The 25,323-nt window shown below is 66.1% G+C and carries 26 protein-coding genes; 13 read left to right on the plus strand and 13 right to left on the minus strand.

Annotation, left to right across the window (positions count from 1 at the left end; all coding sequences use genetic code 11):
- The first annotated feature begins 32 nt into the window (after window positions 1-32).
- Window positions 33-1,436: a M20/M25/M40 family metallo-hydrolase gene (locus QX124_RS22940; RefSeq protein ID WP_315798359.1), complete on the plus strand. Its 1,404-nt coding sequence runs from the start codon at window positions 33-35 to the stop codon at window positions 1,434-1,436.
- A 144-nt stretch (window positions 1,437-1,580) separates the two neighbouring features.
- Here the strand turns inward: QX124_RS22940 and QX124_RS22945 are convergent, their stop codons facing one another.
- Together QX124_RS22945 and QX124_RS22950 are read right to left on the minus strand one after the other, a co-directional pair.
- Window positions 1,581-2,798: a GGDEF domain-containing protein gene (locus tag QX124_RS22945; protein WP_315798360.1), complete on the minus strand. Its 1,218-nt coding sequence runs from the start codon at window positions 2,796-2,798 to the stop codon at window positions 1,581-1,583.
- Between the two features lie 145 nt (window positions 2,799-2,943).
- Window positions 2,944-4,038, minus strand: coding sequence for a trypsin-like peptidase domain-containing protein (locus QX124_RS22950; protein ID WP_315798361.1), 1,095 nt, complete (start codon window positions 4,036-4,038; stop codon window positions 2,944-2,946).
- Between the two features lie 221 nt (window positions 4,039-4,259).
- Between QX124_RS22950 and QX124_RS22955 the strand changes: the two genes are divergently transcribed.
- The 4 genes from QX124_RS22955 (at window position 4,260) to QX124_RS22970 (ending at window position 6,269) form a co-directional block, all read left to right on the plus strand.
- Window positions 4,260-4,589, plus strand: coding sequence for a co-chaperone GroES (locus tag QX124_RS22955; protein WP_315798362.1), 330 nt, complete (start codon window positions 4,260-4,262; stop codon window positions 4,587-4,589).
- A gap of 142 nt (window positions 4,590-4,731) precedes the next feature.
- Window positions 4,732-4,962, plus strand: a complete 231-nt coding sequence (locus tag QX124_RS22960; protein WP_315716108.1) for a hypothetical protein — start codon at window positions 4,732-4,734, stop codon at window positions 4,960-4,962.
- Between the two features lie 233 nt (window positions 4,963-5,195).
- Entirely contained in the window at window positions 5,196-5,645 is a 450-nt protein-coding gene (locus QX124_RS22965; RefSeq protein ID WP_315739871.1) for an Hsp20 family protein, read from the plus strand.
- A gap of 90 nt (window positions 5,646-5,735) precedes the next feature.
- Window positions 5,736-6,269 carry a hypothetical protein gene (locus QX124_RS22970; RefSeq protein WP_315777549.1) on the plus strand — a complete coding sequence of 178 codons (534 nt, stop codon included), beginning with the start codon at window positions 5,736-5,738 and terminating at the stop codon, window positions 6,267-6,269.
- A gap of 107 nt (window positions 6,270-6,376) precedes the next feature.
- On the opposite strand, the gene QX124_RS22975 is transcribed toward QX124_RS22970, so the two are convergent.
- Complete coding sequence (locus QX124_RS22975; protein ID WP_315785119.1) at window positions 6,377-7,156, minus strand: class II aldolase/adducin family protein; 780 nt, start codon at window positions 7,154-7,156, stop codon at window positions 6,377-6,379.
- 104 nt (window positions 7,157-7,260) lie between these two features.
- A complete protein-coding gene (locus QX124_RS22980) occupies window positions 7,261-8,913 on the minus strand; it encodes a glycosyltransferase family 39 protein (protein WP_315798363.1) in 1,653 nt (550 codons plus the stop codon).
- A gap of 441 nt (window positions 8,914-9,354) precedes the next feature.
- Here QX124_RS22980 and QX124_RS22985 point away from each other — a divergent pair, with 441 nt between their 5' ends.
- Together QX124_RS22985 and QX124_RS22990 are read left to right on the plus strand one after the other, a co-directional pair.
- Window positions 9,355-10,287 carry a hypothetical protein gene (locus QX124_RS22985; protein ID WP_315785126.1) on the plus strand — a complete coding sequence of 311 codons (933 nt, stop codon included), beginning with the start codon at window positions 9,355-9,357 and terminating at the stop codon, window positions 10,285-10,287.
- A gap of 229 nt (window positions 10,288-10,516) precedes the next feature.
- On the plus strand, window positions 10,517-10,933 hold the full coding sequence (locus QX124_RS22990; protein WP_315785129.1) for a MucR family transcriptional regulator: 417 nt from the start codon (window positions 10,517-10,519) through the stop codon (window positions 10,931-10,933).
- 9 nt (window positions 10,934-10,942) lie between these two features.
- Here QX124_RS22990 and QX124_RS22995 read toward each other — a convergent pair whose 3' ends face one another.
- Together QX124_RS22995 and QX124_RS23000 are read right to left on the minus strand one after the other, a co-directional pair.
- Window positions 10,943-11,368: a SufE family protein gene (locus tag QX124_RS22995; RefSeq protein WP_315798364.1), complete on the minus strand. Its 426-nt coding sequence runs from the start codon at window positions 11,366-11,368 to the stop codon at window positions 10,943-10,945.
- A gap of 74 nt (window positions 11,369-11,442) precedes the next feature.
- Window positions 11,443-11,904, minus strand: coding sequence for a DUF5330 domain-containing protein (locus QX124_RS23000; RefSeq protein WP_315798365.1), 462 nt, complete (start codon window positions 11,902-11,904; stop codon window positions 11,443-11,445).
- A gap of 452 nt (window positions 11,905-12,356) precedes the next feature.
- Here QX124_RS23000 and QX124_RS23005 point away from each other — a divergent pair, with 452 nt between their 5' ends.
- Genes QX124_RS23005 through QX124_RS23015 form a run of 3 tightly spaced genes read left to right on the plus strand, consistent with a single transcriptional unit; the run spans window position 12,357 to window position 15,200 of the window.
- Window positions 12,357-14,120, plus strand: a complete 1,764-nt coding sequence (locus QX124_RS23005) for a PAS domain-containing sensor histidine kinase (protein ID WP_315798366.1) — start codon at window positions 12,357-12,359, stop codon at window positions 14,118-14,120.
- Window positions 14,113-14,799, plus strand: coding sequence for a peptidoglycan-binding domain-containing protein (locus QX124_RS23010; RefSeq protein WP_315739861.1), 687 nt, complete (start codon window positions 14,113-14,115; stop codon window positions 14,797-14,799). Before QX124_RS23005 ends, QX124_RS23010 begins: the two co-directional genes overlap by 8 nt.
- A gap of 50 nt (window positions 14,800-14,849) precedes the next feature.
- The gene (locus QX124_RS23015) at window positions 14,850-15,200 is read left to right on the plus strand and encodes a DUF1491 family protein (protein ID WP_315739860.1); all 351 of its coding nucleotides are present in this window, start codon (window positions 14,850-14,852) and stop codon (window positions 15,198-15,200) included.
- A 32-nt stretch (window positions 15,201-15,232) separates the two neighbouring features.
- On the opposite strand, the gene QX124_RS23020 is transcribed toward QX124_RS23015, so the two are convergent.
- Entirely contained in the window at window positions 15,233-16,186 is a 954-nt protein-coding gene (locus QX124_RS23020; protein WP_315739859.1) for a DUF2336 domain-containing protein, read from the minus strand.
- A 398-nt stretch (window positions 16,187-16,584) separates the two neighbouring features.
- Between QX124_RS23020 and QX124_RS23025 the strand changes: the two genes are divergently transcribed.
- Together QX124_RS23025 and QX124_RS23030 are read left to right on the plus strand one after the other, a co-directional pair.
- Window positions 16,585-16,773 carry a hypothetical protein gene (locus tag QX124_RS23025; RefSeq protein ID WP_315777554.1) on the plus strand — a complete coding sequence of 63 codons (189 nt, stop codon included), beginning with the start codon at window positions 16,585-16,587 and terminating at the stop codon, window positions 16,771-16,773.
- 20 nt (window positions 16,774-16,793) lie between these two features.
- Window positions 16,794-17,555 (plus strand): hypothetical protein, encoded by a 762-nt coding sequence (locus QX124_RS23030; RefSeq protein WP_315785140.1) that lies wholly within the window; start codon window positions 16,794-16,796, stop codon window positions 17,553-17,555.
- Here QX124_RS23030 and QX124_RS23035 read toward each other — a convergent pair.
- Window positions 17,552-18,451 (minus strand): LysR family transcriptional regulator, encoded by a 900-nt coding sequence (locus QX124_RS23035; protein WP_315716123.1) that lies wholly within the window; start codon window positions 18,449-18,451, stop codon window positions 17,552-17,554. The two genes, QX124_RS23030 and QX124_RS23035, sit on opposite strands and share 4 nt — an antisense overlap.
- A gap of 97 nt (window positions 18,452-18,548) precedes the next feature.
- Here QX124_RS23035 and QX124_RS23040 point away from each other — a divergent pair, with 97 nt between their 5' ends.
- Window positions 18,549-19,397 (plus strand): MBL fold metallo-hydrolase, encoded by an 849-nt coding sequence (locus QX124_RS23040; protein WP_315798367.1) that lies wholly within the window; start codon window positions 18,549-18,551, stop codon window positions 19,395-19,397.
- Here QX124_RS23040 and QX124_RS23045 read toward each other — a convergent pair.
- The 5 genes from QX124_RS23045 to QX124_RS23065 form a co-directional block, all read right to left on the minus strand.
- Window positions 19,384-20,874: an acetyl-CoA hydrolase/transferase family protein gene (locus tag QX124_RS23045; protein WP_315739854.1), complete on the minus strand. Its 1,491-nt coding sequence runs from the start codon at window positions 20,872-20,874 to the stop codon at window positions 19,384-19,386. The two genes, QX124_RS23040 and QX124_RS23045, sit on opposite strands and share 14 nt — an antisense overlap.
- A 108-nt stretch (window positions 20,875-20,982) precedes the next feature.
- Entirely contained in the window at window positions 20,983-21,486 is a 504-nt protein-coding gene (locus QX124_RS23050; protein WP_315777559.1) for a CYTH domain-containing protein, read from the minus strand.
- A gap of 119 nt (window positions 21,487-21,605) precedes the next feature.
- Complete coding sequence (locus tag QX124_RS23055) at window positions 21,606-22,190, minus strand: DUF1254 domain-containing protein (RefSeq protein ID WP_315739852.1); 585 nt, start codon at window positions 22,188-22,190, stop codon at window positions 21,606-21,608.
- Window positions 22,187-22,768, minus strand: a complete 582-nt coding sequence (locus QX124_RS23060) for a DUF1214 domain-containing protein (protein ID WP_315777560.1) — start codon at window positions 22,766-22,768, stop codon at window positions 22,187-22,189. The genes QX124_RS23055 and QX124_RS23060 overlap by 4 nt, the downstream gene beginning before the upstream one ends.
- A 14-nt stretch (window positions 22,769-22,782) precedes the next feature.
- The gene (locus QX124_RS23065; RefSeq protein WP_315756480.1) at window positions 22,783-25,065 is read right to left on the minus strand and encodes a PBP1A family penicillin-binding protein; all 2,283 of its coding nucleotides are present in this window, start codon (window positions 25,063-25,065) and stop codon (window positions 22,783-22,785) included.
- Between the last annotated feature and the right edge of the window lie 258 nt (window positions 25,066-25,323).

Consider the following 25,323-nt stretch of genomic DNA (forward strand, 5'->3'; position numbering starts at 1 on the left):
TCGTCGTCAATTGCTTAAGGGGTCTCGTGGCCATGGCCAATGCGCAGCTTCAATCCGTTCTCGATCACATCGATGCTGATTTCGACAACAGCCTGGAACGGCTGTTTGCGCTGATCCGCATCAAGTCGATCTCGGCCGATCCGGCCTTCGTTGAGGATTGCAAGGCAGCGGCCGACCACCTCGCCAAGGATCTTGCGACGCTCGGCTTTGCGACCGAGGTGCGGCCGACCGCCGGTCATCCCGCCGTGGTCGGCAAGAGCAACAGCCATGGCGCCGCCAGGCCGCATGTCCTGTTCTATGGTCATTACGACGTGCAGCCGGTCGATCCGCTCGAATTGTGGCACCGGCCGCCGTTCGAGCCTGTCGTCGCCGATCACGCCGACGGCCGCAAGATCATCGTCGCGCGCGGCGCCGAGGACGACAAGGGCCAACTGATGACCTTCGTCGAGGCCTGCCGCGCCTGGAAGAAGGTGACGGGCGCGCTGCCGCTCGACGTCACCGTGGTGATCGAAGGCGAGGAGGAGGTCGGCTCGAAGAACTTCGTGCCGTTCCTCGAAGCCAACAAGGACGAGTTCAAGGCCGACTTCGCGCTGGTCTGCGACACCGGCATGTGGGACCCGAACACGCCGGCGATCACGACCTCACTGCGTGGCCTGCTCTATGAAGAGGTGAAGATCAAGGCCGCCAACCGCGACCTGCATTCGGGCGTGTTCGGCGGCGGCGCGCGCAATCCGATCCGGGTGCTGACCGAGATTCTCGGCGGCCTGTTCGACGCCGCCGGCCGCATCACCATTCCCGGCTTCTATGACGGCGTGAAGGACGTTCCGCCTGAGGTTCTGGAGCAGTGGAAGAAGCTGAACCTCACTCCCGAAAGCTTCCTCAAGCCGATCGGATTGTCGATCCCCGCAGGCGAGAAGGATCGTCTGCTGATCGAGCAGATCTCGTCGCGGCCGACCTGTGACATCAACGGCATCTGGGGCGGCTATATCGGTGAGGGCTCCAAGACCGTGATCCCGTCGCTGGCCCATGCGAAGGTCTCGTTCCGGCTCGTCGAGGGCCAGGACCCGCTGAAGATCCGCAAGGCGTTTCGCGACTACGTGTCGGCGCGCATCCCCGGCGACTGCTCGGTCGAGTTCGGCGATCATTCGGCAGGTGCCGCGATCGCGCTCGACTGGACCATGAAGCCGCTGGCGGCTGCCAAGCAGGCGCTGACCGAGGAGTGGGGCAAGGAGACCATCCTGATGGGCTCGGGCGCCTCGATCCCGATCGTGACCGACTTCAAGAAGACGCTCGGTCTCGATTCACTGCTGGTCGGCTTCGGTCTCGACGACGACAACATCCATTCGCCGAATGAGAAGTACGACCTCAAGAGCTACCACAAGGGCATCCGCTCCTGGGCCCGCATCCTCGCTGCGCTCGCGGAGATGCCGCGGTAGATCCGCTGACCCTCGCATGTGTCCGTAGCCCGGATGAGCGAAGCGACATGCGGGGGCAACGCGGCAGCGCGTGAGATCCCGGATGTCGCTTCGCTCATCCGGGCTACGACTGCGACGGCGCAGACTGTTTGCACGAGGCTGAACTCACGCTGCGCTGGCGACCGACTTCGCAGCGAGATCGCCGCCGGCGATTTTGCGCAGCGCTGCGAGGTTGGCTTCGGCCGAGGCCAATCGCCAGCAGGATTTCCCGCTCGATTTCGCTTCATACAACGCGGCGTCCGCCGCGAACAGCAGGGCTTCCGGATCGGTGCCGTGCTCGGGCGCGACGGCGATGCCGATACTGATGCCGATCTGGACATGCGCACCGCCCGGCATGACCATCGGGGCGGCCATCACCTCGATGATCCGCTCGCCGAGCGCCAGCGCGTGGTCGATCGCCGGATCGCCGGCGAGCACCACGAATTCGTCGCCGCCGATCCGGGCGATGACGTCGTCCGGGGAGGCGGTCCGCCGCAGCGTATTGGCGACGATCTTCAGCAGCTCGTCGCCTGCGGCGTGACCGAAGGTGTCGTTGACCGGCTTGAAGCCATCGAGATCGAGATACAGGACGGCGAAGCTCCGGTCGCCGCCGGCGTTGTCCGTGAGTCTGCTCTGCAGCGCGTCGATCAGGCCGGCGCGGTTGGACAGGCCCGTGAGCGGATCGCGCCGCGCCCGCTCGTCGCTCTCGCGTTTGGACTGCATGACCGCCACCAGCATCTTGTTGAGCCGGAACGCCGCGCCGGTCATGGCGAGGAAGTAGACCGGCATCTGCAGATACATCGCGAACAACAGCGGCTCATGCGACGTCGCGACGCCCGGGATCACCGGGCCGATGCTGAACAGGATCATGGTGCCGACGAGGCGCGGCGCGCTGAAATTGCGAAAGCAGATGCCGCCCACCATGGCGGCCGACGAGATGCAGGTGAGTGACGCGGCGACCCAGTCGCCCGACGCCAGGCTGATGCCGACGCCGAAGCCGACGCTGGCGCTCCAGGCCACCGACAGCAGGATGTGGATGTCGGTCGGCGTCGTTAGCCGCTCGCGCGCGCGGCGGTAGGCAATGATCATCACGATCAGCCGCGACAGGCAGATTACGACTTCCATCACGAACCATGTGATGAAGAGGGCGGTCGGCGTGCGCAGCGCAAGCGCCGCGGCGACCGCCACGGTGTTGATGGCGCCGCCGGCGAAAACCGACCAGCAGCCGTACAGCTCACCCGTCAATGCGAGTCGGATATCTGATGACACCGGATATCCCGGGTCGGCCAGCCAGCGCGTCACGCGCCAGCGTGGCAAACTGAACGCCAAACCATCACCCCGCATTTCAATACCTCCGCGGGGTTGCAATAAGCGCGATGGCACTTAACAGGCGTTTAGAGAGGTATCGGCGTCTCGCTGCATGCTTGATGCACGGTAAAAATTTACTCCACGTGGTATGCGCAGCTAACAGCGAACAGAAGTTGAATTCTCAGCCCGAGGTTCTCGCGCGCGCACGTTCTTCGGTGACTGGCGCGACCTCCACCGTCGCGTTGCCGAGCGCGCGGTCGCGCTCGAACACGAGACGGACGCGCTGCCCGACCGGTGTGAGGCCGATCAGGTTGCGAACCTGCGTGGCGCTGCGCACCGGCATGTCGTTCGCTTTCACGATGATGTCGCCCTTGCGCAGTCCCGCGCGTTCGGCCGGCGAGCCCACGGTCACGTCGGCGACGCGCGCGCCCTGAATCCGGCCATCGGCCGGCGCGTCCAGGTCGAGCAGGGTCACGCCGATACGCCCGCGGTCGACGCGCCCGTTGGCGACCAGTTGCTCCATCACCCGCCGCGCCATGTTGATGGGCACGGCGAAACCGATGCCGACATTGCCGCCGCCCGGCGAGATGATCGCCGTGTTGATGCCGACCAGCTCGCCGCGCAGATTGATCAGCGCGCCGCCGGAATTTCCGGGATTGATCGCCGCGTCGGTCTGGATGAAATCCTCGTAGCCCTGCTTGCCGAGGCCGGTTCGCCCGAGCGCACTCACGAGACCCGAGGTGACAGTCTGGCCAAGGCCGAACGGGTTGCCGACGGCGATCACGAAGTCGCCGACCTCGAGCGCGTCACTGTCGCCAAGCGAGATGGTCTTGAGGTCGATGGGGTCCCTGATCTGCAGCAGCGCGATATCGGTGGCAGGATCGCGCCCGACCAGGCGGGCGGCGAATTTACGGCCGTCCTTGGTGCGGATCTGCGCTGTCGTGACGTGCTCGACGACGTGATTGGCGGTCATGACGTAGCCGCGCTGCGCATCGACGATGACGCCCGAGCCGGTGGCGCTGATCTGCTTCTCGACCTGCTTGGGGACATCGAAGAACTCGCGGAACAGCGGGTCCTGGTAGAGTGGGTTGTCCTGGCGGACCTTGCCTTCGACCGAGATGTTGACGACGGCCGGCGTCACCTCCTTCACCAGCGGCGCGAGCGTCGGCACCCGGCCGAGCTTGAGATCGGGAATTTGGGCCAGGGTGGGCCCGGTCATCAGGCAAAACAGGATGGCAGGCGCCAGGACGGCCCGAAGAGAAGGCGGAAGCTGCATCGTGATCCCCAACAAGCGCGATCAGGTTCTTTTGGCGACGACAGAGCTGGGAAAGCAGCCGGCCCGGTTCAAGAGCCGCACTGGCAATCGTTCCCCGAGAGTGCCAAAAAATTTGTGTGACCCTCTTGAACGAAAAGTTCGGCTTTCCTAGGTCGTTGCTCGCCCGGGGGCCGGATGGACCCGAGGCTTATGACATCGCTGATCTGTAAAGGAGGATGTGCATGCATTTCCGTCCATTGCACGACCGCGTGCTCGTGCGCCGTATCGATGCCGAGGAGAAGACCAAGGGCGGCATCATCATTCCCGACAACGCCAAGGAGAAGCCGCAGGAGGGCGAGATCGTCGCCGCGGGTCCAGGTGCGCGGAATGAGCAGGGGCAGCAGGTCGCCCTCGACGTCAAGCCGCGCCATCGAAGGACTTCTGATCGCACGAATCCGAGCGGACTGGTCGCAGCCCGGCCCCGGCTGCGCGAAAGAAATATCTACAAACAACTGATCGCTGCCGCGGCCGGTCGTGGATCGGCCACAACGCGCAGCTATCAATCAGGTTGACGATCGCAGTTCGTCCAGAACCGGCCACAATTGCGTTCATGAGCCGGCTGTAAACGGACCGACGGTCGACGGGAGGTGTGGTTGAGCGCTGTCGCGCCGCCCGGTCTCATCAGCAGCGCAGCGCGAGCTCGCAGGCCCGATCATGCCAGCCTGGCAATACGATCATCCGCCGCCTAACCCGACCTCCGTCATGAGCATGGGTGATCCTAGACGTTTGACGCGGTTCCTGATCGAGAGCGAGCAGCGCGTGGTGGCACACTGCCAGGCCGTGTTGTCGCGTGGCGACATCGACCAGCGCGAGCGCGACCGGCTGGTCAGCGTGCTCCGGGAGGCGACGATGCGGCTGCAACGGCTGTCCGCCGTGGCCGCCTGACGGGTGTTGCGCTGCGATAGAGGCTGCGACAAAAAATTCGATTTTTCCTCTTGAAACGGATGTCGGCTGTTCTAAGTCGTCTGCTGCCGCTTCGGCGGCGCCGGGTGCCGTAAGGGCCCGGTCGATATCTGGGCGCTGACCGGTCGTCTGATACTCAGAAGTTTCTGGGACTTTGAAGTTTGCATCGGCTCGGCGCTCCTTCGTATCCATCTTGCTCTTAGGAGGACTTGGCTATGAGGACCTACGACTTCTCTCCGCTGTGGCGTTCGACCATCGGCTTCGACCGTCTGTTCGACCTGCTCGACGAGACCCAGCGCGCGGTCGAGGACAACTATCCCCCGTACAACATCGAGCGGCTCGGCGACGACCGCTACCAGATTTCGCTGGCGCTGGCAGGCTTCGCCCCGGACGAGCTGTCCATCACCGCCGAGCACAACGTGCTCACGGTGGAAGGGCGCAAGGCCGACAAGGAGACCCGCGAATATCTCTATCAGGGCATCTCGTCGCGGCCGTTCAAGCGGCAGTTCAATCTCGCCGACTACGTGCAGGTGACGAACGCGGCGTTCGACAACGGCCTGCTGCGGATCGAGCTGGTACGCGAGATCCCCGAGGCGATGAAGCCCCGCCGCATTGCCATCGGCACGGCACCGGTCGAGCAGATCGCGCAGCAGAAGGCGGCTTGACGCCTTGTTCGAGCTGCGGCGCGGGCGGAATGTCGCCCGCGCCCTTGCATCAACTGTCTCTTGTGAAAGGAGTGGAAGAGGAGAGACGCCATGAGCGAGCACCGTTTTTCGATCACCGCCGGCAGTGCCGGATTCCATCCGGTCTCACACTACGAGTCGCCGGCAGACCTGTTGAATGACCGCAAGCTGTCACTGGCCGAGAAGCGGCTGATCCTGTCGTCCTGGGCGTCGGACATGTATGCCGTCGAGTCGCAGCCTGGCCTGCGCAAGATTCCCGGCATCTCCAGGCCGCTGCATCTGGCCGACGTGCTCGGTGCGCTGCGTCAGCTCGACCGCGAGGATCAGCCACCGCGCCCGCGCGGCGGGGCCGCCATGCGCATCGTTCCGCCTGTCGATGTCGATGCCGATGGCGCCGCGGCCGACAATCTCCCCGGCGGCCGGATGCGGCCCGCCGCTCGCCTGCGCTTCTCGCGCGAGGCCAATGTGCGGCGCTATAGCAAGCTGCTCGCCACCCGCCTTGCCGAGCACGAGCGGCGCTTCGTCGAGCGCCGGCTGGCCGAGGAACTGCAGCAACTCGACGGTCTGCCTGAGCGGCAGAGCCTGTCTCGGGCGGTGTGCTGCTGACGGACGCATCATCGGACAAATAAAAACGCCGCCCGGAATTGGGCGGCGTTTCATTCCGAAAAGCGTAGAGGGTGATGGACTCAGACTAGCCGATCAGCGGGCGACAATCAATTCCGGTAGCCTGGATTGAGGCGATCGAGCCGGCGCAGCAGTGGCGGCCAGACCAGCTGAGTGGAGCGCAGCTCGACGCGATCCTCATTGTCGAACAGCTTCGCGTTCTTGTCGATGACCTCGTCGCGCACCGGATAGGCCGAGGGTCCCAGCGTGCGCGTGCGCACCTGGATCGAGCAGGCGCGCTCCAGGTGATACATCCGCTCGAAGGCGGAGGCCACCGAGCGGCCGACCGTCAGCGTGCCGTGATTGCGCAGCAGCATGTGGTTCCTGGTGCCGAGGTCGCGCTGCAGCCGCGGCCGCTCGTCATGGTCCAGCGCCACGCCCTCGTAGTCGTGGTAGGCGAGGTCGTGGGTGACGTATTGCGCGATCTGGTTCAGCGGCAGCAGGCCGTCGGCGCAGCTCGACACCGCGACGCCGTCCAGCGTGTGCAGATGGATGACGCAGCCGGCATCCTCGCGCACCTCGTGGATCGCGGAATGGATGGTGAAGCCGGCGGGATTGATGCTGTACTCGCTCTCGGACAGCTGGTTGCCGTAGAGGTCGACCTTGATCAGGCTGGAGGCGGTGATCTCCTCGAACAGCAGGCCGTAGGGGTTGATCAGGAAGTGATGCTCGGGGCCGGGCACGCGGGCCGAGATGTGAGTGTCCACCAGGTCGTCCCAGCCGAACAGCGCCACTAGGCGGTAGGCGGCGGCGAGATTGACCCGCTGCGACCATTCGGCCTCGGTCATGTTCGACGGCACTTCCTTGAGGCGCGCTTCGGCTGGCGACATGGCATTCTCCGATTTCCAGGGTTGACCGGAGCCTAGGCGGCACGCCGCCGTGCGGCAAGGCGCAGGGCAGGGCAGCAGTCATGTCGTTTGGCTGAGCAGGCCGCTCAGGGCGCCGGGATCGACAGCAGGCTGGAAATGCTGCGGCCGCGGATGTCGTAGACCCGGGCGAACACGACGTCGTCGCGCTTGATCTCGACCATGACGGGGGCAGTCAGTCCCTTGCAGTAGAACTCGCCGAGCGTCATGGCGAAGTCGGCCGCATGGCTGTCCCAGCCGATGGTGAAATCGGGGCCGAGCGCGACCTGGGCGGGACGCTGCGGGCCGCACACCGCGACCTTCCATTTGTGCCCGATCGGCGGCACCTCCTGGCGCTCGTCGAGCTGCTCCTTCAGCCCGTCGGAGGCCTGCTTCAACGCCAGCCCCCAATAGTCGAGCATGAAGCGGGTGTCGGCCTCGCGCACGGTGCCGGCGATGAAGTTGAAGTGGGTGTACTGATAGGGATGCAGCCGGATCATCTCGGCCAGCGGCAGCAGCAGGCCGAAGCAGAAGGCGGCGATCGCCACCGGCTGCCAGCTGCGGCGCTCGTCGGCGTTGAGCCACGACAGCAGCCACGAGAACGCGATGCCGCCGAGCAGCGCCATCGGCGGGATCACGAACACGAAGTGGCGTATGCCGTTGTAGAGCGCCGGGCGTTTGACGATCGCGATCAGGATCGGCAGCGTCGCCGCCAGCGTCAGCATCAACAGGATGCTCTTCTGGCGTGCCGGCACGTCGGGCCGCGACAGCGACATGATGGAGACCACGACGCCGGCGACGAACAGCGCAATCATCAATTCAGGCAGCTGCAGCGCGAACAGCGTCGGCAGGTACGACCAAGGCATGTCCGGCACCGAGACCAGCGCACCGTCGAACATCTCCTTCCACGGCTTCTCGAAGAAGTGCGAGAAGTAGGTCAGGGCCCGGAACGGGTTGGCCGGCTCGATGATCGACCAGGGCCAGATCAGCCCCATGATCAGGTAGCCCAGGATCAGGCCGGGGATCAGCACATAGAGCACGTGGGCGAAGCGGCGGATCGCCTCGCGCGGCCCTTGCGTGCGGTATTCCTCCATGAACAGCGGCATGAAGCCGACCATCGCATAGACGACAGCCATGCCGCCCAGGATGCGCGAGCCGATCGCAAAGCCGGCCCCCAGGCCCAGGATCAGGATGGTGCGCGGCGAGGGGTAGGGATACTCATCGGCGAGGCGGACCAGGCCCATCAGCAGCACCACCATCGCCACCGCGAAGGGCGCATCCTTCGGGTTCATGAACATGTGGCCGTAGAAGATCGGGCAGAGCGCCAGCAGCAGCAGGGCGGCAAGGCCGGCCACCGGGCCGCCGATGCGGCGCGCCAGGCGCCAGGTCACGGCAAGGCCGATCAGCCCGACGATGGCGCCGACCAGCCGGCGGGTCTCGAACAGCTCCAGCGGCAGGATCTTGTGCAGCAGGGCTGCAACCATGTCGAAGCCGCCGCCGTACATATAAAGGTTGGCGAACGACAGCGCCGCCTGATCCCTGAAACCGGAACCGTACATGCGCAGCAACAGATCGGCATATTCGGCATGGGTGTAATCATCCCAGCCGAGGCCGTAATCCCGGAATGTGAGCCCGGCCACCACCGCGACCGCGGCAAGCGCGAACATGGCAAGATCGTCATACGTCCGCTCAAGGGACCGCCGCGTCGGCGTCTCGAGGACCGAAGTGGTTATCGTTGTCATGGCTGAGTGTAACCCGGCGTCCCCTGGCGACCCCGCTTCCGCGTTTCAGGCCTGTGTTCCCCGCCTCCGTATAGCGCGTCCCGGCTTCCGAGGTGTCGGAATTATGGGAAGGCATGCTTCTCGCAGCGCAGCGGGGACCCGAATTTCGGCTGCTGAGCGCCATATTGGCACAGTCAAATGAACGCCCGCTGAACCACAGGGGCCGGAAGAACCCGGGAGGAACCTCAATGAATGCCGAGGGTTGGCCGATGTATATTGTGGCGGCATCATGACGATGGCTGCACGGCGGACGAGAACTTCAGCAGGATTGGCCGAACTTCCGCTGCAAATTGTCGCGGATTTGGACTAGAAACCGGATTCAAGGACGCGGGCAACCGCAACTATCTAATGTGATTTCGGTCGGGACACCGTCCGGAACCGGCGCATTAGGGGATGAGTTCGATGATGAGTGCAATGTTGGCCGCCGGGGCCCTCGCCGTATTGGCCGGGCTCGGGGCGATCGCCTGGGGAATTCCAGTCAAGGAGTTCAGCGTCGGTAACACGCTGATCCTGTCGGGGACCCTTGGCGTCTGCAGTGGGCTGATCCTGTTCGGACTGTCGGCCGTCCTGAGCGAGCTGAAGATGATCTCGAGTCGGCTGCGGTCGCGTCCGGGCGCTGAGGCTGAGTCCGAACCCAGGCCTCTTCAGCTCCCGCTCGCCGCCGGCAAGACCGACTTCGAGACCGCCCCGGTGCCGCCGACGGAGGACGTCTGGCGCGAGGGCGGCTCGCCACGTCCGCGTCCCCGCATGCCGGACCTGTCGTCTCCCTTGTCCTCGGGGGTGTCGTCGTCGCCACTGTCCTCGTCTCCCTTGTCGGCCTCGCTGCGCGAGTCGAAGCCGGCCTCGGATGAGCCGCCGGCCGAACCCGCCGAGCGGCCCAAGCGCAACCTGCTGTTTGCGTCTTCGTCGCGCCGCGAGCGGGAGCGCGCCGAGAAGCGCGGCGCCGAGCCGCTGCCGACGGATTTCCGGTCTCCGCCCCTCAGCGACCCGCCGCCCGTGCCGCTGGACGAGCCCGCCGCAACCGAATCGGATTCGTCGCTCGACAATAGCTGGTCGCGACCGGAGCGGACGCGGACGCCGGAGCCTCTGCGCCCGCCCTTCCCGCGACGCTTGGCGCGGGCCGCACCGGCCTTCGTCGAGCCCGAGCCAACCCCGCCGCCGCCCGAGCCGAAGGACCTGGACGCGCCGGCCGTCAGCATCGTCAAGTCGGGCGTGGTGGATGGGATGGCCTATTCGCTCTATTCCGACGGGTCGATCGAGGCGCAGATGCCCGAAGGGATGATGCGCTTCGCGTCGATCGACGAGCTGCGCACCCATCTCGAAGGCCGCTCCTGACGGGCCAGACCACACGGTCAGGTTGAGCGCGTCTGGAATGTGGTACACAGTACTTGGCAGGTGACAGACTTCTCAAGAAGAAGTCCTCACTATCTTGTCATTTTGCCAGTCAATTGCCCATATTGCTTGTAGAATCGCGAGACAACGCTGTCACTCGGCGTGAGTGATACTTGCGATCGAGGAATACTTTGCGATCGACGGTCACAGGGCGGAGCGGGATGAGGGTTCGATGACCGAAGCGGCCGGCAAGAGCTTTATCGATCTGACGGCCGACATCGTGTCGGCCTATCTCAGCAACAACCCGACCCCGGCGGCGGAGATTCCCTCGCTGATCAGCCAGGTGCATGCCGCGTTGACCCGGGTCGCGGCGGGACGAAGCGAGGCTGCGCCGGAGCCGGCGCGGCCGGCGGTGCCCGTCAAGAAATCGATCCACCCGGACTATCTGGTCTGTCTCGAGGACGGCAAGCGCTTCAAGTCCCTGCGGCGGCATCTGCGCACGCAGTACAACATGACGCCGGAACAATACCGCGACAAATGGAACCTGCCGCCGGACTACCCGATGGTGGCGCCGAACTATGCGGTCACCCGGTCGCAGCTCGCCAAGAAGATGGGCCTGGGCCAGCAGCGGCCCGAGCGGGAGAAGTAGCCGAACCGATCAGGACGCCGTGGCGAGCGCTTCGCGGGCGTCGGCACGGATGCGCTCGACCATCGAGCGCAGGCCGTTGGAGCGCTGTGGCGTCAGGTGCTCGCGGAACCCGAGCTCGTCGAACACGGCGGGCGCATCGATGGTCATGATCTCCTGCGGCGTCCGCCCAGAATACAGCGTGAGCAGAATTGCGATCAGACCGCGAACGATATGGGCGTCGCTGTCGCCGAGATAGTTCAGCACCGGCACGGCGCTGCTGCGATCGACGTGCTTCGACAACCAGACCTGGCTGGCGCAGCCCTGCACCTTGTTCGCGGCGGAGTGCTCGTCCTCCGGCATCGGCGCCAAGGTGCGGCCGAGCTCGATCACGTAGCGGTAGCGGTCGCCCCAGTCGTCGAGCAGGGCGAAATTGTCGCGGATGTCGTCGATCGTCATGATGCTCTTCGGTCCCGATATCGGCCTTCATATAGGCGTTCGGGACGGCGAAAGCGACAGTCGGTTCCGCCGGTTCAGGGCGTCGGCGGCAGTTGCCATTCGGCGGCGAGATCGTCGGCCGAGAGCGTGTCGGCCGGCGCGTCGCCCGGGGGAACCTCCTCGGCCATGGGGGCGTCGATCGAGCCGGTGTGATCGTTGCCGCGCTTGTCGAGACTGGCTGGTTTCACCGGGCCGATGAACTTGTCGGCGCCGGCCGGCTTCTCCGCGGCATCGGCCTTGTCGGTGATGATCTGGTAGATCTTGCGCGCGCCTTCCTGGGCGCGGTGGCCGATGACGGTCGCAGCCTGGCCGCCGACCTCGCAGGCCTGCGGCTGCCGCTTGCAGAACTGGCTCATGTCGGAGACGGCGGCGGTCGCAGCCTGCACGGCTTCGTGCGCATTGATCTGCGGCAGCTTGTCGGCGTCTTGGCTCTTCTCGCGCGGCAGCAGCACCAGCACGAGCCCGAGCCAGAATGCCATCCGAAGCAGAAAGAACATCACGCAACCCCGACCGTGCTGCTGATCTCGCGTGCTCAAATCGCGCAACCGGGATCGCAGCTGATTATTCTATGTCGCGACTGCTTGCATTGGGCTTAATTGGTTGAGATTTCGCGAAGCCGGAGGCCGGATTTTCTTCGGAGTAAATTTTTCATTGGCGCGGGCCGCATGCGCCGCGCAACCGGCTGTAGATCGCACAGCTTTCGCAACCGCAGGCCCGGCCGGAAACGATGCATTCACCATCCCGGCCGAATGGCGGGCTCACCGCAGTCTGGCCCTTAGCGTTCGCTTAATGCGAGTCTGACACGGTGACTTCCGACGACAGGGGGCGTCCCGGCGCGTTCTCTTTGTGAGAACGACCGACAGGCCGAGGCGCGAGAGCCGTGAGTGTGTTGAGTATCATCCGCGATTGTCTCGATGCGTTATTGCATCCATCGGCTCGAACTGATGCGATGACGCGCGCGCGTCACCGCGCCTTCATCGCGCCGCGCCTGCTCGGCAGCCTCGCCGTCTTCGCCGTGTTTCCTGCCTATCTCGCGATGCGCGGTGCGCCGAGCGCGCTCGAGGTCGGCGCGCTGTCGTGGCTGATCGCGCCCATCCTGCTGTCCTGGTATCTGTCGCGCACCGGCCGCTACGAGAGCGCCTGCGCGCTGTCGTCGCTGGCGTTGTCGGCGTTGATCATGGCGGTCTCGATCGAGACCGGCGGCATCGAATCCTTTGCTGCGGTGTGGCTGATCGTCGTTCCCCTGGAAGCCTCGTTCTCGGCCTCGCGCCGCGTCGTCGTGTTCTCCGCGGGGCTCGCGCTGTGCTGCGCGCTGCTGCTCATCCTCATCGGTCATTTCGGCTGGCTGCCGAAGCCCGAGACCACCCCCGCCTTGCGCACCGTGCTGCTCGCCTTCGGCGTCGCCTCCGCGACGCTCTATGCGGCCGTGCTCGCCTTTGCCGCCGACACGCTCGCGCGCACCAGCGTGACGCTGCTGTCGATGGAGGAGGAGCGCTATCGCCTGCTCGCGCGCAACATGAGCGACGTGATCTCCCGTCATCGCCGCAACGGCGCTGTCATGTTCATCTCGCCCGCGGTCGAGACGCTGCTCGGCGCGCCGGTCGCGCAGTTGCACGGCCATGGCCTGTTCGAACGCGTCCATGTTGTCGACCGGCCGGCCTATCTCACGGCGCTGTCGGAGGCGGCAGGCGGCAGCGAAGCCTCGAGCGTCGAGTTCCGCCTGCGCCGCGATGCGCCGGGCGAGGGGCGCGGCTTTCAGCATCCGGTCGATTTTATCTGGGTCGAAATGCGTTGCCGCCCGCTCGACCGCATCGGCGTGGCGCCGGGCGGATCGGAGCAGGAGGTGGTCGCGGTCATGCGCGACGTCACCGACCGCAAGCTGCAGGAGCAGGCGCTCGAATTGGCGCGCAGCGCCGCCGAGCGCGCCGACGCCGCGAAGACGCGATTCCTCGCCACCATGAGCCACGAGCTGCGCACGCCCTTGAACGCCATCATCGGCTTCTCGGAGATGCTGATGCAGGAGCAAATGCTGGTGCTGAACGCCGCGCGGCGTCGCGAATATGCGCAGCTCATCAACGATTCCGGCCAGCATCTGCTGTCGGTCGTGAACGGCATTCTCGACATGTCGAAGATGGAGTCCGGCAATTTCGAGCTGACGCCGGAGCCGTTCGCGCCGCGCGCGGCGCTGATCAATTGCTGCAACCTGCTGGCGCTGCGGGCGCGCGAGAACGGTGTCGATCTGTCGGCCGACGTGCCGCAGGATCTGCCGATGGTCACCGGTGATCCGCGCGCCTTCAAGCAGATCGTGCTCAACCTCGTCTCCAATGCCATCAAGTTCACCGAGCGCGGCGGCCGTGTCACGGTCTCTGCCGGCGTCGACGGCGCGCGCCTGCTGCTGCGAATCACCGACACCGGCGTCGGCATCGCCGCCGATGATCTCAAGCGCATCGGCGATCCGTTCTTCCAGGCCGGCAAGACCTACCAGCGCCGTCACGAGGGAACCGGCCTCGGTCTGTCGATCGTCAAGAGCCTCGTGAACTTGCACAGCGGCGAAATGTCGATAGAAAGCAAGATCGACGAGGGGACCACGGTCACGATCGCGCTGCCGATCAACTTCGTGGCCGAGGCGACCGCGGGCGCCACCATCACGCCGCTGTCGCCCTCGCGCTCCGCCCTGCCAGGGCAGGTCATGCAGGTGAAGAAGAGTGCCTAGACGAGCTGCAGAGGATGATCCGGCGCCGCCGCGCCGTCGCAAGCGCGCTGCCGCGGCTGCGGCCGTCGTCGCGGACGAGCGCGGCTGGCTGCTGCGGGCCATGCTCTACAGCCCCAAGGATCTGTTTGCGGGCCTGCTGGCCTGCGCGGCCGGCAGCGCCATCATCGTCAATGCCGTGTTCCTGCAATCCGGACCGCATCCAGCGCCGATGTTCGGGTCCATCGTGACCATTCCGCCCAATCTGACGAGCTCCAATCCGCTGCCGCGGCCCCGGCCGATGGACATCTCGCCCTTGGATCCGAAGGTGATCGAGACGCGGCCCGCTGAAACCAGGGCTGCAGAGCAGAGGGCGGTTGAGCAGCGCGCCACCGAGGCGCGTCCGGATCAGAAATATGCCGATCCTCTGGCGGATCTCGTCCGCTCGGTCAGCGGCGGTCAGGGTAACGTGCCGCGTCCGCAGCCGACGCAGCAGGGCGGCAATGTCCGCCGTGTCGCCGCGGTCCAGCGTGCGCTGACCGAATACGGCTATGGCCAGTTGAAGCCGACGGGGATGGTCGGCTCCGACACCCAGGCCGCGATCCAGAAGTTCGAGCGCGAGCGCAAGCTGCCGGTGACGGGCCAGGTGTCGGACCGCCTGGTGCGCGAGCTTGCGATTGTCATAGGTCACCCGATCGAATAGAGCAGGGGCGGCTGCGACTTGCAGCGCGCTTGCACCTGCATCGAACCATCATGCGATTGAAGAGCAGCATCTGGGTGAGCGCCTATCTGCGGCGTTGCCAGTCGGCCGGCGCGTTCAGCGCGATCCGCCACCGTGGCGCCGAGGAAGCCGGCGCGGTGTTCGTCAAGGTCGCGCTGATGGACGGCACGGCCCAGCTCTATGTTCCCGCGCCGCAGACCGTCTATGACGACAGCCGGCCGATCGACCGCTTCTTCGTACCGATATCGCCGCAGCCGATCGAGGAAGCGCAGATCGAGGAACGCCTGGTCAAGGAGCTGCGCTTCGATCCCGACGCCTGGATCATCGAGACCGAGGACAGGCAGGGCCGTCATTTTCTCGATCTCGTGCGCGAGCGTCCCTGATCATCGCCAAGATTCGGGACAGCGATCGCGCGTCATCGCTTGAAGCCGTCGGTCCCCGTGCGCACGATCGGCCGCGTCGCCGTACCGGCCCGCGCCGTGCTGCCACGGACGTGCTGACGTTCGTCGTCATAGAGCGCCGTGCGATGCTTGGCCCTGATCGCGGCCATCCCGGAGCCGCGCCAGGCCGCCAGCATGATCAGCGCCGCGCGCTCGCTGAGGCGCTCGTAGAAACGTGACAGCCGAAACACGGTCTGGACGGACTGGCCCATCTCCGGCTTGAGGAACAGCAGCACGCGCTCGAACACCGGCGCCGGCATGCCGAGCGCCTTTGCGGCGCAGGCCAGCGGCTCGCCGTTCGGGTCGTTGACGACCTCGTGGGTCATGCGTGAGGGCAGGATCAGGCTCTCGCCGAGCTCGATCGTGAACGTCTCGACGTCGGCGTTGAAGGCGGCCATCTCCAGCGCCTCGATCGCATGCACCGCGCGGTGCAACGGCGTCGGCGCGGCAGGTCTCAGCGGCGTGGTGGCGAGGTTCTGCAGGATGGCGATGCGTTCGTGCGAGGCGGCGCGCATGAACATCTCGCTGAGCTCGGCGGCATCCTTCGGCTGCATCGACAGTCCGGACGCCGCGTCGTCGCGCGGCGGGATCGGAGACGACGAGCGAAGCGATGCGGGAATGGGGCCGGCGAGCGGCGGCGTCGGCTCGCTCTGCGCCGGGCGCAAGCCCAGCTTGTTCAAAATCTCGATCGGCGTCGCCGGATAGATCGCCAGCCGCGCTCGCACCGCCGCACGGGTCGCATCATCGACGTCGTCGACCAGACGGGAGGCCAATTCGACGAACTGCCGCTCCTCGTCGGCGGAATGCGCGCTCGCCTGGACATAGAGGTCGGTCAGGACGCGCAGCAGAGTGGGCTTGATGTCCACGCCCTCGCGGCGCGAGAGCGTGAGCAACCCGTCGAAGCCGGGGAACAGCGATGATCTTGTCATGTCGGGGTACGCAACTTCGGCAATCGTTGCGCCGATTAGAGCGGAGTTGTTTTAATGCGGCGTTAAGGAAAACAATCGGTGAAGATGGGCCGAAATGACCCGGTGAGACAAAGGCGCAACGCTGGCTTGCCTTCTCTCCCGCCGGTGCACGCGATCCGTGTCGGGCGGCCCGCGCATTAATATCCTCTTAACCACGTCCTGATCTTAATCGATCCGTTCGATGATCTCGCCTTGGCCGCGTCACGCGGCCAGCCTGATCTTCGCCGCGCCGAATGCCAACGTGCAGCTTCATGCGCCGGCATTCGTGATCGTCAGTTCTGCGTGCCCTCTTGCCTGCGAAGTTCGGGCGACGGGGAGTTTTCAGGGGGTCAGAACTTCGGGCACGAAAGAGAGTCAACATGGCGACCATCATTGAATTCCCGGCGGGCGTTGCGCGTCGCGCGCGGCCTGCCGTGACCGGCGCGCCGCAGGAGGGCATGGGAACGATCCTGATTCTTCCCGTCGTTCGGATCGAGCGCGAGACCCCGACCGACGACCGCGGGCCCCGCGAGGGCACAGCGCCAAGCCGCCGCCGCCGTCGCCGCTGACAAGGTCGGGGGAAACGGGAATGCCGGCCATCGTGAATCCGGCCCGGCGCGCGGTGCCGGTCCTCGCACTCGTTCTCGTCGGCGGACTGCTCGGCGCCTGCAGCGGCGGCGATTTCGGCCGCACCCGCGCCGACATGCGCAATGACGACATGCACAAATGGATCGGGGCGGAAGCCACCGCCAGCGTCGGCGTCAACCCATCGCAATTCCAACTGACCGACAACGAGCGCCAGCTGCGCGATCTCGCTTATCCGCTGATCGAGCCGCCGCATTCGCGCCCTGCCTGGAAGAGCGTGTTCGGCGACTATCAGCCGTCGGCCTCGCCCTGGCGCCAGAAGGTCGTGTTCGACCGCACCGCCTATGGCCGCGCCCTGATCGACGAGCCGCACCGCTCGCACGCCTCGCGCTACGCCCAGTTGATCGACGACGTGCGCGACGACATCACCCGCTTCGAGCCGTTCTTCGCATCGGCCATCCGCGTCATCGATCTCGACCGCAAGCGCGATGCCAGCATGAGATACATGACCGAGCTCTCGCCGCGCGAGAAGGCCGATGCGGTCGCGCGCATGCAGGAGAACTCGCTGATCGTGCAATGGGTGCAGATCAGCCTGGAGCAGCGCGTCTCGTCCTACCGCTGGGCCTTGGAGCGCCTGGTGCTCCAGGCTCCCGACGGATTGGCCGCCGACGCCGATCGCCTGATCCATGAACTGGCGGCTCAGACCGCCAATCCGCCGGTCGCGGCGCGGCCCCTGATCGAACGGCCGCTGACGACGCGGGGCTAGCCCGGCGCGACCTTGCTCCGGCGCCGGCCTCGCTTGGCCGGTGCTCCCTTTTGCCGCCCTGCTGTCGCACGGAGCTTCTGCGGCGCTGCCGCGCGCAGCGTTGCGATCAGGATCTTCAGCGCCTCGGATGGGGCGCGCGCGGCGGAGTAGGCGAGGCCGACCTGGCGCTTCAACGTCATCTCGATCTCGCGGACCGCAACGTCGCTTCGGCCGTGCACGACGCCTTCGGGAACGATCGCGACGCCGACGCCGGCGGCGACCAGCGCCAGGGCCCAATCCTCGGTTTCAGCAATGGCGGCGATCTCGCGCGGTCCGCCGCTGCGTCGCGCCAGCGCGCTGTGCTCGCAATGGCAGCGGTCGATCATCGCCACGTCGGCGAGGTCGGCCGCGCGCAAGCGCGGCTTCAGCGTGAGCGGATGCGCGAGCGGGAGCGCCGCGACATAGCGCTCGCTCCACAGCGGCAGGAAATGCTCGCCGTCGCCGACCAGGCTTTTTGAGACGATGCGTCCGTCGGCCCGCTCGGTCGGACCGACGATGTGAAGCCTGAGATCCTCGCGCGCCGTGAGCGGCTTGAGCAGCGCGGTCACGCGGCGTCCGTCAAGGGTGCGCATGAGCCCGAGCTTGAGCGCCTGCTTCGGCGCGCCGTGCCGGAACAGGTTGCGGGCGGCATCGGCCTCGCCGACGATCCGGCGGGCGATCGGCTGCAGGCGTTCGGCCGCCTCCAGCGGCACGACACCCTTGCGGTGGCGGAGGAACAGCTCGGTGCCGAGCTCGGCCTCGAGATTGGCGATCGCCAGCGAAATCGATGGCTGCGAGACGAAGCAGCGCGCCGCGGCTCTGGTCAGGCTGCGTTCCTCGAACACGGCGGAGAAATAACGGAGCTCGCGGATATCCATAGGAGCTGCCTATGATGCGTATCACTGATCAATATTTTACTTATCTCAGGCCGGCACGCAAGGATGCGCCCGATATCGGCAATGAAGGAGGAGATCGATGCGCGTCCACCACCTCAACACCGGCACGATGTGTCCACGCGGCGGTCGGCTGGTGAGCGGCAGCGGCGGCCTGTTCGCGCGCGCCCGCCTCGTCTGCCACTGCCTGCTAATCGAAAGCGATGACGGCCTGGTCCTCGTCGACACCGGCATCGGCACCGGCGACATCGCCGCGCCCGAACGATTGGGGGCACGCTGGGTGAGGCAGGCCGCGCCGCTTCTCGACGCGTCGGAGACGGCGCTGCAGCGGGTGCGGGCATGGGGCTTCTCGCCCGATGACGTCAGGCACATCCTGCTCACTCATCTCGACCGCGACCACGCCGGTGGCATCGGCGATTTCCCGAAGGCCAAGGTGCACGTTCATCGCGCGGAGCATGCGATGGCCGTCGAGGGGGCTCCGGCGCCGCCGCGCGGCCGCTACGTCGCCGGCCAATGGCGGCATCGTCCCGATTGGCAGTTCTACGGCGATGACGGCGAGGACTGGTTCGGCTTTCGCGGCGTCCGCGCTGCCGTCGATCGCAGCGGCGACATCCTGATCATTCCTCTGCCGGGCCATACGCGCGGGCATTGCGGCGTCGCCGTGCGTCGCGGCGACAAATGGCTGCTGCACGCCGGCGATGCCTATTTCTTCCACGGCCAGCTCGATCCGCGGCCACGCATTCCGCTGCTGCTCGGGCTATTCCAGCGCAAGGGCGATCAGGATCGCACGATGCGGATCGCCAACCAGGAGCGGCTGCGGCGCCTGAAATGCGACCATGGCGACCGGGTCACGATCGTGAACAGCCACGATCCCGTTGCCTACGAGACGTGCCGCTGCGGTGATCGGGCCGCAGCGCTCATTCCGGCCTGAGCAGGCGGAACGCCTCCTCGAGCAGATGCGGCGTGTGCTTGCCGGTCGAATCACGGCAGGCGCGTTCGAAATAGTCCGCCAGCGCCGGCCGGAATTTGGGATGCGCCGCCTGGTCGATGATGGCGCGGGCCCGCTGTTTCGGCGACAGGCCGCGCAGATCGGCGAGGCCCCGTTCGGTCACGAGAACCTGTACGTCGTGCTCGGTGTGGTCGACATGGGTGACCATCGGCACGATGCAGGAGATCGTCCCATTTTTTGCCGTCGAGGGCGTCATGAAGATCGATAGATAGGCGTTGCGGGCGAAGTCCCCGGAGCCGCCGATGCCGTTCATGATGCTGCTGCCGCGGACATGGGTCGAATTGACGTTGCCGTAGATGTCGGCCTCGATCATGCCGTTCATGGCGATGACGCCGAGCCGGCGGATCACCTCGGGATGGTTGGAGATCTCCTGCGGCCGCAGCACGATGCGGTCGCGCAGGAACTCGATCTCGCGATTGAATTCGATCGCAGCTTCCGAGCTCAGCGACAATGCGGTCGCGGAAGCGAGATCCATCCGGCCCGAGCGGATCAAATTCAGCATGCCGTCCTGCAGCACCTCGGTGTAGGCGGTGAGATGCGGGAACGGCCCGTCGTCGAGCCCGGCCATGACGGCGTTCGCGACATTGCCGACGCCGGATTGCAGCGGCAGCAGATTGCGCGGGAGGCGGCCCTGCTTCACCTCGTGTGCGAAGAACTCCAGGATGTGCCCGGCGATCGCGCCGGAGACATCGTCGGGCGCGGCGAAGCTCGTGTTGCGGTCCGGCGCATGGGTCTCGACGACCGCGATGACCTTGTCCGGATTGCAGCGATAGGTGGTCTCGCCGATGCGGTCGCCGGGCGCCACGATCGGGATCGGTTTGCGATGTGGCGGAAGGCGCGTGCCGTAATAGATGTCGTGCATGCCGAGCAGCGCCGGGTTCATCCACGAATTGACTTCGATGATGACGCGGTCCGCCAGATCGAGCCAGGTCTTGTTGTTGCCGATCGAGGTCGATGGGATCAGCCGCCCGTCGGGCAGGATGCCGGCGCATTCGATCACGGCGACGTCGAGATGGCCGAGAAAGCCAAACCACACGAACTGTGCGACATGGCTGAGATGCAGATCGATATAGTCGATGCTGCCGGCGTTGATGCGCTGTCGTGTCGCCGGATCGGACTGATAGGGCAGGCGCAGGTCGATGCCATCAGCCCGGGCGAGCGCGCCGTCGAGCTCGGGCGCGGTGCTTGCCCCGGTCCACACGCCGATGCGGAACGGCTCGCCGCGCGCATGTGCGGCTTCGATCCGGCGCGCCAGCGCGAGCGGCACCGCTTTCGGGTAGCCCGACCCGGTGAAGCCGCTCATGCCGACATGGTTGCCGGGCTCGACCAGCGCGGCAGCCTCGTCCGCCGACATGATCTTGGCGCGCAGCGCCTGTGACATCACCTGCGATGAACTCATCGTGCAAACTCCATGCGCGATCGTTCAGACCGCCAAGTCCGCGCTGTTTAAGGTGGGCCCTCGACGGGTGATTTGACAGGGGTCAAGCCGCAACGGCCCGTGCGTGCATCACAGCCCTGCAAGGCGCGCGCGCCGCAGCTCCCGGACCTTCGCGGCGCGCGAGCGCTCCGTCAGCATGTTGGCCTTGCTGTAGCGCGGGTCGCCGGTGACCTCGTCGCCGACCCAGTCGGGAAGGGTCACGACGGTCGTTTCGGTCGGCAGCTCGATCTCGGCGATGACGACGCCCTCGAGCGCGTCGTGGTAGACGTCGACCTCCCAGACGCCGCTTTCCGCGGGCACGTAGTGACGCGTCTTTTCGAGGATGCGCCCATTGCAATGCGCGAACAGTACCGCGGCGTGGTCCGCGGGGATGTCGTATTCGAATTCATCTCGGGTCAGGCCGCGGCGGCCGCTCTTCACGCACAGCGTCGTCCGGTTGCCATAGCAGCGAACGCGAACCTTGAGGCCGTCCTGACGTGCGACGAGCCCGTCGCGCAGGCGTTCACTGTGCGTCGCCTGATCCCGCCAAGCATCGGACTTGACGAGAAACTTCCGTTCGATTTCGAGAGCCATGACCTGATGTTGAGCGAAGCGCCGCCGTCCTGATACGTCATAGCAGCGGCGCGCGACAACGACTATGCCACCAAGGATGAAGAGAGTGTTGTCGAATTCATCCAGGACGTCGTATTGACTTATCGTTTGCCGCGCGGCTTCTCGGCCTTGGCCGGTGCCTCGGTCTGTACGCCGCAGCTTGCCGCTGCAAGGGAGGCCTGCGCCTGCGGCATGAGACCCGGCTCGGCGGCAAGGGCCTTCAGCACGATCAACCCGGTCGTCGTCGGCGAATCGATGATCAGCCGGTCGGCGGCCGTGATCTCCTCGTCCTCGGGCAGGTCTTCATGCTGCGCCTCGGTCATCAGGTTGAGCTCGATCACGCGCTTGCCGGCGGAGCGATCGTTGATGGCGTAGTAGGCGATCTCGTTGCGCGTATAGAACGACACCGACGTATAGGCCTGGCTCACCGGAACCGTGAGCTTCAGTGGTCCGTCGGACAGATCGTAGCGGCAGATCGCCATGGCGAAAGCCGGGTCCATGAACGGCATCGGCGAATTGCCGGGATCGGCGAGCGGCAAGGGCGTCACGGCGTTCAGCTTGGTCATCGGCGTCAGCCGGGAATAGGCGTCCTGGGTCGAGATCCGAGGCAACGCCAGCACGCTGACGAGATGGACCACGCCGCCGAGCAGCACGCCGACGACGACCGTGAACAGCAGCCGGATCATGATGGGCAGCCCACTGTCGTGATCGACGGCATCGGCGCGTCGCGCTGCGTGCGGGTTGCGACACCGACCGGCGTGTCGTAGAGCCGCAGCATCAGCGCGTAGCGCTCGATGCCGCCGGTCGGCAGCCAGTTGCCGGAGCGCGAGCGCGCGGCGACGCGAATCTCGAAGGAGCCATCGGCACCTCGCACCAGCTCCTGGCTAGTGAAGCCGTAGCGCTGCAGCGTGTTGGCGACGAGGTGGCCCTTGCGGTCGTAGAGCGTGAGCGTCCAGAAGCGGGCGGGGGGCGTGACGCCGCTGACGAGGATGTCGCAGCGACCGTCGAGCGGCTTCTTCTTGTCGTCTCTGGTGGCGGTGAAGGCCACGCCGTCGCCGGTGCCGATCGGCAGCTCGCCGTTGCGGGTGATGGTCGCGCGGGCATAGGGGTCGACGTCGGCCGTGCCCGTCTTCGGACGCGCCGTCCACGCGCCGATCGTCAAGGTGCCGAATTCGGTGCCGCGGGTCGTCGTCATCCAGGTCGCGCCGATGCCGACGCCGGTGGCGATCAGGAGCGTAAGCAGGGTGATGAAGAGCAGCCGCACGGGGATCGCTGACGTCAGTTCTTGCGCAGGGCAGGAGTGGTCACGCCGTCGGCCGTTGCCGCGACGTAGTTTTCAGGAAAGGCCAGCGCGCTCGACGACACCGGCTTGGCGGGTTTGCGCGGATCGACGGGCGCCGCCTTCTCGGCCACGCGCGCGGCGTCGTCGAGCATCTTCTCGACCTGGACCAGGACGTCGGCGCCGCGACGGGTCAGGACCGGCGGCGGGCCGGGCTTGATCTCCAGCGTTTTCGGCTGGCCGGCCTGCGCCATCGCGGCGGACGCGGGCTGCGGCGGCAGCTTCTCGCCCATGCCGACTCCGGGCAGCTCCTTGACCTCGATGCCCTGATGCGCGGCGACCATGATGTCGTGCCACGTCTGTGCCGGCAGCGAGCCGCCGGTCATACGGTTGGTCGGCGAATAGTCGTCATTGCCGTACCAGACCGCGCAGGTGAAGTTGCCGGTGTAGCCGACGAACCAGGCGTCCCGATAGGCATTGGTGGTGCCGGTCTTGCCGGCGGTCGGAATGCCGTCGAGTGCGGCGCGGCGTGCGGTGCCTTCGCTGACGACGTGGCTCATCATGCCCGCCATGTCGGCAGCAACCGAGGCCGGGATCGCCTGCTTCGGCTTCGGGCCGTCGCGGTCCCAGCGCCAGACCAGGTCGCCGCCGCCGGTGCGGACCTCGAGCACGGAATGCGGCGTCACCGCCTTGCCCTTGTTCGGGAAGGTCGCATAGGCGACCGCGTGCTCCAGCACCGTGACCTCGTCGGAGCCGATCGGCATCGACGGCGTGTCGGGCAGCGGCGCCTTGAGGCCGAAGCGCCGGGCGACCTCGATGATCTTGGCGCGGCCGGCCTTCGGACCCTCCCTGCCGCCAAGCGCGATCGACAGCTTCACAGGCACGACGTTGATCGAGCGCGTGATCGCCTGCGTCAGCGTGACCGAGCCGGAATAGGAATGGCCATAATTCTGCGGGCACCAATTGCCGATGCAGACCGGACCGTCGACGACGATCGACGTCGGCTTGAAGCCGTTCAGCAGCGCGGTGGTGTAGACATAGGGCTTGAAAGATGACCCCGGCTGCCGGTAGGCGTCCACGGCGCGGTTGAACTGGCTGGCGCCGTAGTCGCGGCCGCCAACCATGGCGCGGATGCCGCCGTCGAGGTCGGAGACGACAGTCGCCGCCTGGGTCGCATGATAGTCGCGGCCGAACTGGCGCAGCTGGTTCTCGATCGCCTCGTCGGCCGCATGCTGCACGGTCATGTCGATCGAGGTCCGCACCACGAAGACGCGCTCGGTGTAGGATTTCGGGAACGTGTCGACCAGCTTGCGCATCTCGTCGAAGGCGTAGTCGAGGAAGTAGTTCGGCGAGCTCTCATCGCGGCGGTCGACCGCGAAGGCCGGGTTGCGGCGGGCGCCGAACACCTGGCCTTCGGTCATGAAGCCGGCGTCGACCAGATTGTCGAGCACGACGTTGGCGCGGGCGCGGGCGGCGGGCAGGTTGATGTGGGGGGCGAACTTGGTCGGCGCCTTGAACAGGCCGGCCAGCATCGCGGCTTCGGCGAGGTTGATGTCGCGCACCGACTTGTTGAAATAGAAGTGTGCCGCGCCGTCGACGCCGAAGGTGCCGCCGCCCATATAGGCGCGGTCGAGATAGAGCTTGAGGATCTCGTTCTTGGTCAGCCGGGTTTCCAGCCAGATCGCCAGGAACGCCTCGTTGACCTTGCGCTCGATGGTGCGCTCGTTGGACAGGAACAGGTTCTTGGCGAGCTGCTGGCTGATCGAGGAGCCGCCCTGGCGGACGCCGCCGGCCTGGGCGTTGGTGACGAGGGCGCGCGCTGTGCCGGCGATGTCGATGCCGAAATGATCGTAGAAGCGGCGGTCCTCGGTGGCGAGCGTCGCCTTGATCAGATTGTCCGGAAAGTCCTCAAGCGGGATCGAGTCGTTGTGCTTGATGCCGCGGCTGCCGATCGGGTTGCCGTAGCGGTCGAGGAAGGTGACGGCGAGGTCGGACTTCTTCAGCCAGTCCTCGTCGGCTGTTTCCCGGAAGGCGGGGATCGCGAGCGCCAGCATCAGCACCAGGCCGCCCAGCCCGATGGTGGCGGCCTCCGAGAACGGCTCGACGAACACCCAGCGCTTCCAGCCGCCGACATAGAAGCGGTCCATGAACGCCGAATAGCGTTCATACAGCTCGCGGGTGCCGCGCAGGGAGGAGAACAGCGCCGAATCGAAGCGGGCGTCGAGATCCAGGCGGAAATTGTTGATCCGCTTCTTCCAATCGTCTGGAATGATCTGCCGCACGGGAACCCTGGTCGTTTCGAAAGCGTGTCAGCTGGCTTCGAAAGCACTCAGCAAGTGGGGCTGGGGGCCATCGAAGGGTCTTGCGCGATTGTTGCGGCAAACCCATGGCACTGCATAGTCAGCCGCCCGAACCCGAGCACCTGACCCCAAGCCGCGTTGCCGGCGCCGCGCCGGAGTGACTCAACCATCTATCTAGCCGAGCGGAGGTCACAAACCAATGGTTCCGCTCACAATTTGATGCACAAAGCTAACGTGCCG

This window comes from Bradyrhizobium sp. SZCCHNRI3043 (genome assembly GCF_032377735.1).
Taxonomy (GTDB): domain Bacteria; phylum Pseudomonadota; class Alphaproteobacteria; order Rhizobiales; family Xanthobacteraceae; genus Bradyrhizobium.

Coding starts and splice junctions, on each gene's coding strand:
- QX124_RS22990 (WP_315785129.1), top strand. CDS start 10,517: ATGACCGAAGCGGCCGGCAAGAGCTTTATCGATCTGACGGCCGACATC.
- QX124_RS22940 (WP_315798359.1), top strand. CDS start 33: ATGGCCAATGCGCAGCTTCAATCCGTTCTCGATCACATCGATGCTGAT.
- QX124_RS23055 (WP_315739852.1), bottom strand. CDS start 22,190: ATGATCCGGCTGCTGTTCACGGTCGTCGTCGGCGTGCTGCTCGGCGGC.
- QX124_RS22975 (WP_315785119.1), bottom strand. CDS start 7,156: ATGTCGCCAGCCGAAGCGCGCCTCAAGGAAGTGCCGTCGAACATGACC.
- QX124_RS22970 (WP_315777549.1), top strand. CDS start 5,736: ATGAGCGAGCACCGTTTTTCGATCACCGCCGGCAGTGCCGGATTCCAT.
- QX124_RS22960 (WP_315716108.1), top strand. CDS start 4,732: ATGCCAGCCTGGCAATACGATCATCCGCCGCCTAACCCGACCTCCGTC.
- QX124_RS22985 (WP_315785126.1), top strand. CDS start 9,355: ATGATGAGTGCAATGTTGGCCGCCGGGGCCCTCGCCGTATTGGCCGGG.
- QX124_RS23035 (WP_315716123.1), bottom strand. CDS start 18,451: ATGGATATCCGCGAGCTCCGTTATTTCTCCGCCGTGTTCGAGGAACGC.
- QX124_RS22945 (WP_315798360.1), bottom strand. CDS start 2,798: ATGCGGGGTGATGGTTTGGCGTTCAGTTTGCCACGCTGGCGCGTGACG.
- QX124_RS23040 (WP_315798367.1), top strand. CDS start 18,549: ATGCGCGTCCACCACCTCAACACCGGCACGATGTGTCCACGCGGCGGT.
- QX124_RS22950 (WP_315798361.1), bottom strand. CDS start 4,038: ATGCAGCTTCCGCCTTCTCTTCGGGCCGTCCTGGCGCCTGCCATCCTG.
- QX124_RS22995 (WP_315798364.1), bottom strand. CDS start 11,368: ATGACGATCGACGACATCCGCGACAATTTCGCCCTGCTCGACGACTGG.
- QX124_RS23030 (WP_315785140.1), top strand. CDS start 16,794: ATGCCGGCCATCGTGAATCCGGCCCGGCGCGCGGTGCCGGTCCTCGCA.
- QX124_RS23000 (WP_315798365.1), bottom strand. CDS start 11,904: ATGTTCTTTCTGCTTCGGATGGCATTCTGGCTCGGGCTCGTGCTGGTG.
- QX124_RS23005 (WP_315798366.1), top strand. CDS start 12,357: ATGACGCGCGCGCGTCACCGCGCCTTCATCGCGCCGCGCCTGCTCGGC.
- QX124_RS23025 (WP_315777554.1), top strand. CDS start 16,585: ATGGCGACCATCATTGAATTCCCGGCGGGCGTTGCGCGTCGCGCGCGG.
- QX124_RS22955 (WP_315798362.1), top strand. CDS start 4,260: ATGCATTTCCGTCCATTGCACGACCGCGTGCTCGTGCGCCGTATCGAT.
- QX124_RS23045 (WP_315739854.1), bottom strand. CDS start 20,874: ATGAGTTCATCGCAGGTGATGTCACAGGCGCTGCGCGCCAAGATCATG.
- QX124_RS23015 (WP_315739860.1), top strand. CDS start 14,850: ATGCGATTGAAGAGCAGCATCTGGGTGAGCGCCTATCTGCGGCGTTGC.
- QX124_RS23020 (WP_315739859.1), bottom strand. CDS start 16,186: ATGACAAGATCATCGCTGTTCCCCGGCTTCGACGGGTTGCTCACGCTC.
- QX124_RS22980 (WP_315798363.1), bottom strand. CDS start 8,913: ATGACAACGATAACCACTTCGGTCCTCGAGACGCCGACGCGGCGGTCC.
- QX124_RS22965 (WP_315739871.1), top strand. CDS start 5,196: ATGAGGACCTACGACTTCTCTCCGCTGTGGCGTTCGACCATCGGCTTC.
- QX124_RS23050 (WP_315777559.1), bottom strand. CDS start 21,486: ATGGCTCTCGAAATCGAACGGAAGTTTCTCGTCAAGTCCGATGCTTGG.